Raw genomic sequence first — 7,731 nt, 5'->3', positions numbered from 1 at the left:
GCCACAGCACGAAATATGACGCGTATTATTTGCGACGCCACGTAGTACCAGTAGCCCCATCCTCAAGCACAACCCCCATAGCTGTCAGCTCATCACGAGCCGCATCTGCTTGCGCCCAATCTTTATTTTGACGCGCATCTAGGCGTTGTTGAATTAATGCCTCGATTTTTGCCACTTCCGCATCATCTTCAGTCTGTGCGCCGCCTTTTAAGAAACTTTCTGGGTCTTGTTCTAACAAACCAAGAACGCCAGCCAGTTCACGAAGTTGTGCCGCCATCGCATTGGCCGCTGATATATCTTCTGATTTCAGACGGTTAACTTCACGTACCATGTCAAACAACACGGAATAAGCTTCTGGTGTGTTAAAGTCGTCATTCATCGCCTCAATGAAACGTGCTTTAAATTCATCACCACCAGCAGGAACTGCCGATTTATCGGTACCGCGCAATGCCGTATACATACGCTCAAGTGCAGTGCGCGCCTGTTTCAAGTTTTCTTCTGTGTAGTTAAGTTGGCTACGATAATGGCCTGATAACAGAAAATAACGCACTGTTTCTGCATCGTAATACTCAAGTACGTCACGAATAGTGAAGAAATTATTGAGAGACTTAGACATTTTCTCTCTATCAACCATGACCATACCGGAGTGCATCCAGTAATTCACATAAGGGCCATCATGAGCACAGGTAGATTGTGCGATTTCATTTTCATGGTGTGGAAACATTAAATCTGAGCCGCCACCGTGAATATCAAAATGGTTGCCTAATGTTTTACTGTTCATTGCCGAACATTCAATGTGCCAACCTGGACGGCCTAAGCCCCATGGGGATTCCCAGCTTGGTTCGCCTTCTTTAGACATTTTCCACAAGACGAAGTCCATTGGATTACGTTTTACATCAGCCACTTCGACGCGAGCACCTGCTTGCAACTGCTCTAAATCTTGGCGGGATAACAGGCCATAATTTGGGTCGGTTTTCACCTCAAACATGACATCGCCATTCGCAGCGACATAAGCATGACCACGCTCAATCAAGCTTTGGGTTAATTCAATAATTTCACCAATATGACGCGTTGCTCGTGGTTCGCTATCAGGGCGTAAAATATTCAATGCATCGAAATCTTTATGCATTTCAGCCAGCATACGCGTTGTTAGCTCTTCGACGCTTTCATTATTTTCTGCTGCACGTTTAATGATTTTATCGTCAATATCGGTGACGTTGCGCACATAATTTAAGTCGTAACCCAAATAACGCAAATAGCGGCTAATTGCATCAAATGCCACAAATGTACGGCCGTGGCCGATATGACACAAGTCGTAGATAGTGATGCCACACACATACATCCCAATCTTCCCTGCGTGGATGGGCTTAAACTCTTCTTTTTGACGACTTAGTGTATTAAAAATTTGTAGCATCTGAACTTTTCCATTTATTTGAAAAATGATTATCGATTTCTACCGATAAAATATCATGTTATTGAACCCCGATCACCTTAAGAATGCAAGGGTTTACCCCGCTTCCTTTTCAGTTTATTCATTGGGTTTAATACACACCTATTATGCTATAAACTACCCGCTAAGCTTCCTTCCGCTTCAAGTCAGGTTTTATCTGTGATATAAACGTGCTGATCTCAACGCTTTCGCAAGTTAGCGCACAAAAAACAATTATTCAGGATAGCTATTATGGTTACATTTCATACCAATCACGGTGATATTGTTATCAAAACGTTTGACGATAAAGCCCCCGTTACAGTCGAAAACTTTTTAACTTACTGCCGTGAAGGTTTTTACAATAATACCATTTTCCATCGTGTTATTAATGGTTTCATGATCCAAGGCGGTGGTTTTGAGCCGGGCATGGAACAAAAAAACACTAAAGCACCTATCAAAAACGAAGCTAACAACGGTTTAAAAAACAGCCGTGGTACCTTAGCGATGGCTCGTACTAACGACCCTCATTCAGCAACAGCACAGTTCTTTATCAACGTTGCTGACAACGACTTCTTAAACTTCCGTTCAGAACGTCCAGATGGCTGGGGCTACTGTGTATTTGCTGAAGTGGTTGAAGGTATGGACGTTGTTGACAAAATCAAAGGTGTCTCAACTGGCCGTAGCGGTTTCCACCAAGATGTTCCACGTGAAGACGTTATCATTGAAAAAGTGACTGTCAGCGAGTAAACCTGACGCATGTCCACTTACATCATTGCAGATTTGCATTTAAGTGAAGATGAACCGGCGATCACCGCCGGTTTTATCAACTTTATTCAACAGCAAGCCATCCATGCCGAAAGCCTGTATATTCTCGGCGATTTTTTCAATTATTGGGTGGGCGATGATGACAACAACCCGCTACATCAACAAGTTGCCAACGAACTAAAACAGCTTACAGATCGCGGAATACCCTGTTATTTCATTCATGGAAATCGGGATTTTTTAATCGGTAAACGCTATGCGAAACAGTGTGGCATGACCCTATTACCGCAAGAAACATTGCTCGAACTTTATGGTAAACGTATTTTAATTTTGCATGGTGATACATTATGTATAGACGATGCCGCCTATCAAAATTACCGTAAAAAAGTTCATACTCCTTGGGTCCAACGGTTGTTTTTGCTGCTCCCCCTCTTTGTGCGTCGCCGTATCGCGCAAAAAATGCGACAAAATAGCCAATATGCAAGCAGCATGAAAGCCGAGTCGATTATGGACGTCAATTCGCAAGCCGTTATTGATGCATTACAAAGGCACCAAGCGCAATGGATGATCCATGGTCATACTCACCGCCCTGCCATTCATGAGGTGAATATCGGTGGTGAATTGCATTATCGAGGTGTATTAGGTGCATGGCACGATGAAGGTTCTGCTTTTGTCATTAGCGAGCAAGGCATTGAACTTATTTTCTTTCCATTCGAGTAATTTTAATTAGCCCCAGAATTTCTCATCGCATACACGACTCGTTTGCTTAATTATTAATCACGCAAACGTTTTCCTGACTGCATTACCGTGATATGATCACCTTAATTCAATTTCCCCATCTTAGGGTCATGTTTTTTTCACTACAGGAAAGCACCAAATGACTGCCCAAGTTTCTGCTCAATCTGCGGCAAAAATCGCCATTGTTATGGGTTCGAAAAGCGATTGGACGACAATGCAGCACGCTGCTGATGTATTAACTGAACTCCAAATCCCTTTTCATGTCGAAATCGTCTCTGCACACCGCACCCCAGATAAATTATTTTCCTTTGCTGAAAATGCGAAAAAAAATGGGGTTGATGTGATTATTGCAGGCGCTGGTGGTGCCGCTCATCTACCGGGTATGTTAGCTGCAAAAACCTTAGTGCCTGTCTTTGGTGTACCAGTACAAAGCGCTGCTCTCAGTGGTGTCGACAGCCTATACTCCATCGTTCAAATGCCTAAAGGCATCCCTGTCGGCACACTAGCAATCGGTAAAGCAGGTGCAGCAAACGCAGCGCTGTTAGCCGCTCAGGTATTAGCAATAAGTGATACTGCTATTTTCAACCGCCTTGCCGCGTGGCGTGAAGCACAAACCAATGATGTGCTAAACAACCCAGACCCGAGGGAAGCATAATGAAACCCGTTTGTGTGCTTGGTAATGGCCAACTAGGTCGCATGCTGCGTCAAGCGGGTGAGCCATTAGGTATCGCCGTTTTTCCTGTTGGGCTTGATGCAGAGCCGGAAGCCGTTCCTTATCAGCAAAGCGTCATCACCGCTGAAATTGAACGCTGGCCAGAAACACCTTTGACAAAAGAATTAGCTCGCCATAATGCCTTTATTAACCGTGATATTTTTCCACGTTTAGCGGATAGGTTCCCACAAAAAAGTTTATTTGATAGTTTGCAACTTTCCACTGCACCTTGGGCATTATTAGAATCCCCTGAACAATGGCCTGAATTATTTGCAACTTTAGGCGATTTCCTCATTGTAAAACGCAGAACTGGCGGCTACGACGGGCGTGGTCAATGGCGTGTTCGCCCTGGTGATGAAAAAGACTTACCCGCTGAAATTTACGGTGAATGTATCGTTGAACAAGGCATCCCTTTTGACGCGGAAGTGTCTGTCATTGGGGCCCGAAATTTAGAGGGAAAATCCGTTTTTTACCCGATTACCCATAATTTGCACCAAGAAGGTATTTTGCGGACCAGTGTAGCCTTCCCTAAGTCAACTAACCCGCAACAGGAACAAGCTCAAGCCATGCTCAGCGCAGTCATGGATGAGTTAGGTTATATTGGTGTGATGGCAATGGAGTGTTTTGTCGTGGGCGATAACCTACTGATTAACGAAATTGCGCCTCGCGTACATAATAGCGGCCATTGGACACAAAATGGTGCATCCATTAGCCAATTTGAGTTACATCTACGTGCCATTTTAAACCTGCCAATGCCATCACCTGAAGTCTATAGCCCTGCTGTTATGGTCAATTTAATTGGTACTGATGTAAATATAAACTGGTTAAACTTACCCCTAGTTCACCTTCACTGGTATGAAAAAGAGGTGCGCCCTGCTCGGAAAGTGGGCCATTTAAACCTTTCTCATCGCGACTGCAATCAATTGTCTGCAACACTTACTGCTTTAGTTCCACTTTTACCAAATGAGTACAAAAGTGGCATTGAGTGGGCAAATGCAAAATTAGACTGGTACTCTCACCAATAAATAGGGAAAATAGCCCTATTCGATGCCCGAACCTATTTTCGGGCATTATGCTATTTACGCCGTCATCCAGAAAACAAATATCCTGATTTAAGGTGTGCGGCATTACTGGAGTCAATATGTCCTCGCAGCCTTTTAGTCCGTTTTATCAGTGGTGCATTCTTGTTCTATTAGGGCTGGTTTATTTTTTAGCCACTGCAACCACCTTTACATCTCTGGGTGTGGTTTTACCTGAGATGATAAGTGAGCTCAAATGGAGTTGGAGTGAGGCTGGATTTGGTTTTACGCTACTGGGCTTAACTTGCGGGCTTGCGAGCTTTCTCCCTTCTCTGCTGATCCGTAAAGTCGGTGTACGGGCCACTTTATTGCTAGGTACCAGTGTCTTTGTTGCGGGCTTTTATAGCCTTTATTCCACACAAGCCATCAGCACCTATTTTTTAGGCACCGCATTAATTGGCATTGGTTTCACCTTACTTGCCACAGTTCCTGGGACTTACGTACTTTCACGGTTATTTGAAAAGCAATCCCTTGCCTTTGGGTTATATTTCACCATCGGGGGTTTGGGAGGCGTTGCAGGCCCTTGGATTTACTTTTATGCCTCAAACCAGTTAGGCTCTTGGCGTATGCATTGGGTTCTATGCGCCGTTTATCTGAGCATTGTCACGTTAATCACTATTTTTATGCTGCGTGAAGGTAAACAAGAACAAGAACACGCAAAAAAAGTGATGCAAAAACAAGTGAGTGATGCGAGTAAACCCATTTATCGCACTCCAGAAGTATGGACAGTCGGCAGAGCACTACGTACATGGCAGTTTTACTTAATTGCTGCAACTTATACCTCATTTTTATGGTGTGGTATTACCGTTAATAGCTTTGCTGTTGCCCATATTGAAGAGCGTGGTTTTGGCATGACCGTGGCGATTTCATTGTTAAGTACAATGGCATTTGTTAATGCATTCTCAAGACTTATTGGTGGAGCCGCTGGGGAATGGCTAGAACCAAAGAAACTATTAATTGGTAGCCTAATTACCATGGTATTAGGTGTTATCTTCCTCAGTATTGCCACCTCATGGCTATGGCTAATCTTGTTTGTGTTATGCGTTGGCATTGGCTACGGCATGACTTTTTTGGCATCAAGTGTTTTGCTTTCAAATTATTTTGGCCGAGGCCCATACCTAGAACTATTCTCTGTGGTGAATTTAATTTCAACCGTTGCTTGTTTAGCGCCTTTTATTGCTGGTGCAATAAAAGATTTCACAGGGAGTTTCACCCCTGCATTTTTGATTATTGCTGCGCCTGTTGTCGTGATTTTAGGTCTTACTTTGATGATGAAGCCCCCTGCACTTAATCACAAATAAAAAATCCCGAGTACTTAGCTCGGGAAAAATTAAAACCAAAGGGAAAATAAGTTTAAGACCAGATATTGGATCAATACATATCGCTTATTTGCGCCACCAAAAAATCAAAATGTGGCGCAAAATCAATTACGGTTTTAACAGCTCAGGAACTTTTAATAAGATAAATTCGTTATCATCCGCTTTATTTGGTTCACGACTGGATGAGAACGGGTAGTTATTGTCATTGCCAACAATAATGTGTTCGCTATCAACTACATCAACGTTCTCTATGGTAAAGAATGGGAAGGTAAATACCCCGTCATTTAAGGGTTTTCTTGCCATATTGTTCGGGTCTTTGATATTCATTAAATCAATATAAGCCTGCTTATCTACTGGTTTGCCTATGTTGTTATCTGAAAATTCAATACGATAAACACGCTTGAATTTAGCTAAATTACTAAAACAACTTTCAGTATTACTGCTTCCCGCCGTGCAGGCTTTATCTGCTGTACCTTCACCATTATCACGCTCAATGATTAGGCCGTGAGTATCATCAATAAGATTAAAATCACCAATGGCGTTTTGGTTATCTTCAAAGACATATAACCAACTTCTGCCAGTCCAATCTTGCTTTTTCACATCAAATTCAAGAATACGTGCTGCACGTTTGCCATCAACATTTTCATAATCTTGTTTGCCATCAAGCCAAATCGCCCCTTCTAGCATTGGATAGAGCTTAGAACCGTCTGGCGATGACGCCATGCCTTCAAAACCTTTCGAACGGTTGACTTGGAAAGTCACTTTATCTGTGGGTTTACCTGGTGTGGTGATTTGGTAGTGATCCGGAGAAACGACTTTCTTTCCATCTACTTGCGTTTCAAACAAGGCTAATACCTTGCCATCCAAATCTATTTTGATTAAGTAAGGGCCAAACTCATCACCAACCCATAAAGCACCATCCGCAAATTGAAAGCTTTCAGGATCAAAATCACTGCCTGTTAAATAGCGTTCTTTTGTACTTTCATTCGTAATATGGAAAGGGATAATTTTATCGGGGTCATGGAAGAAAACCGTTTTTAATGGTGTCGTATTACCCGTTTGAAAATCAATATCATATTGAGTGACATACAACATAGAGTCAGGGGAGTTTACTTTGTTGCCAAATCCATTATCAGTTAAAACCCAGTAAGTACCATCCGCCATGCGTTTGATACCCGAGTGCCCTTGACGTGGTTGGCCTTTAATTGGAATGTGCATTCCCGTTGGGCGATCTGCAGATTTACCTTCCATTTTCCCTAAACTATCTACACGAGCGCCTGTGGTAAATTTACCACTCACTTGCATGTCTGAAGGTGCATTTTCAGGTGTAGCGACAGTGGAATTAACCGGAAGAATGGAGTGACCCGCCAATGTTGCTGGTACTTCTTGTTGAGCAAACCCAGTGATGCTAAATGAAATTAAACTAGCCAATAAAGATAACGAGCCCAGTTTACGTTTAATAGAATAGTTATTCTGCATTGTTATGTTTCCATTTTAAGGCTATCAATAATTGATGGCGGAATCATAACGTCGATGAATGAAGCTTTTATGAAAGATTGGAGACAGTTATTTTACTGAAAAACAGGTTATTTTTTATCATGTTCAATAAATATTGGTATTAAGATATTTTCCTAATACCACCATACTCTAAATAATTCGAGTTGCAGCTAGGCGACAAGTGAAGATAGACCG

At 42.6% G+C, this 7,731-nt stretch carries 7 protein-coding genes; 5 read left to right on the top strand and 2 right to left on the bottom strand.

Annotated elements, in window-relative coordinates:
- Window positions 1-25 precede the first annotated feature (25 nt).
- Window positions 26-1,414: a cysteine--tRNA ligase gene (gene cysS, locus PSE72_RS07125; RefSeq protein ID WP_115166816.1), complete on the bottom strand. Its 1,389-nt coding sequence runs from the start codon at window positions 1,412-1,414 to the stop codon at window positions 26-28.
- A gap of 267 nt (window positions 1,415-1,681) precedes the next feature.
- Here cysS and ppiB point away from each other — a divergent pair, with 267 nt between their 5' ends.
- The 5 genes from ppiB to PSE72_RS07100 all read left to right on the top strand — a co-directional run bounded on the left by ppiB (window position 1,682) and on the right by PSE72_RS07100 (window position 6,021).
- Complete coding sequence (gene ppiB / locus PSE72_RS07120; protein ID WP_004913539.1) at window positions 1,682-2,176, top strand: peptidylprolyl isomerase B; 495 nt, start codon at window positions 1,682-1,684, stop codon at window positions 2,174-2,176.
- Window positions 2,177-2,185: 9 nt separating this feature from the next.
- Window positions 2,186-2,911: a UDP-2,3-diacylglucosamine diphosphatase gene (gene lpxH / locus PSE72_RS07115; protein ID WP_115166815.1), complete on the top strand. Its 726-nt coding sequence runs from the start codon at window positions 2,186-2,188 to the stop codon at window positions 2,909-2,911.
- Between the two features lie 157 nt (window positions 2,912-3,068).
- Window positions 3,069-3,584: a 5-(carboxyamino)imidazole ribonucleotide mutase gene (purE, locus tag PSE72_RS07110; protein ID WP_115166814.1), complete on the top strand. Its 516-nt coding sequence runs from the start codon at window positions 3,069-3,071 to the stop codon at window positions 3,582-3,584.
- Window positions 3,584-4,666, top strand: coding sequence for a 5-(carboxyamino)imidazole ribonucleotide synthase (purK, locus tag PSE72_RS07105; RefSeq protein WP_115166813.1), 1,083 nt, complete (start codon window positions 3,584-3,586; stop codon window positions 4,664-4,666). Before purE ends, purK begins: the two co-directional genes overlap by 1 nt.
- 116 nt (window positions 4,667-4,782) lie before the next feature.
- Window positions 4,783-6,021: an MFS transporter gene (locus PSE72_RS07100; RefSeq protein ID WP_115166812.1), complete on the top strand. Its 1,239-nt coding sequence runs from the start codon at window positions 4,783-4,785 to the stop codon at window positions 6,019-6,021.
- 126 nt (window positions 6,022-6,147) lie between these two features.
- Here PSE72_RS07100 and PSE72_RS07095 read toward each other — a convergent pair whose 3' ends face one another.
- The gene (locus PSE72_RS07095) at window positions 6,148-7,518 is read right to left on the bottom strand and encodes an esterase-like activity of phytase family protein (RefSeq protein WP_115166811.1); all 1,371 of its coding nucleotides are present in this window, start codon (window positions 7,516-7,518) and stop codon (window positions 6,148-6,150) included.
- Window positions 7,519-7,731 lie beyond the last annotated feature (213 nt).

The organism is Providencia sp. PROV116 (genome assembly GCF_028482485.1).
Classification (GTDB): domain Bacteria; phylum Pseudomonadota; class Gammaproteobacteria; order Enterobacterales; family Enterobacteriaceae; genus Providencia; species Providencia rettgeri.
This window is presented reverse-complemented; position numbering and strand designations above follow the sequence as displayed.

Coding starts and splice junctions, on each gene's coding strand:
- cysS (WP_115166816.1), bottom strand. CDS start 1,414: ATGCTACAAATTTTTAATACACTAAGTCGTCAAAAAGAAGAGTTTAAG.
- ppiB (WP_004913539.1), top strand. CDS start 1,682: ATGGTTACATTTCATACCAATCACGGTGATATTGTTATCAAAACGTTT.
- lpxH (WP_115166815.1), top strand. CDS start 2,186: ATGTCCACTTACATCATTGCAGATTTGCATTTAAGTGAAGATGAACCG.
- purE (WP_115166814.1), top strand. CDS start 3,069: ATGACTGCCCAAGTTTCTGCTCAATCTGCGGCAAAAATCGCCATTGTT.
- purK (WP_115166813.1), top strand. CDS start 3,584: ATGAAACCCGTTTGTGTGCTTGGTAATGGCCAACTAGGTCGCATGCTG.
- PSE72_RS07100 (WP_115166812.1), top strand. CDS start 4,783: ATGTCCTCGCAGCCTTTTAGTCCGTTTTATCAGTGGTGCATTCTTGTT.
- PSE72_RS07095 (WP_115166811.1), bottom strand. CDS start 7,518: ATGCAGAATAACTATTCTATTAAACGTAAACTGGGCTCGTTATCTTTA.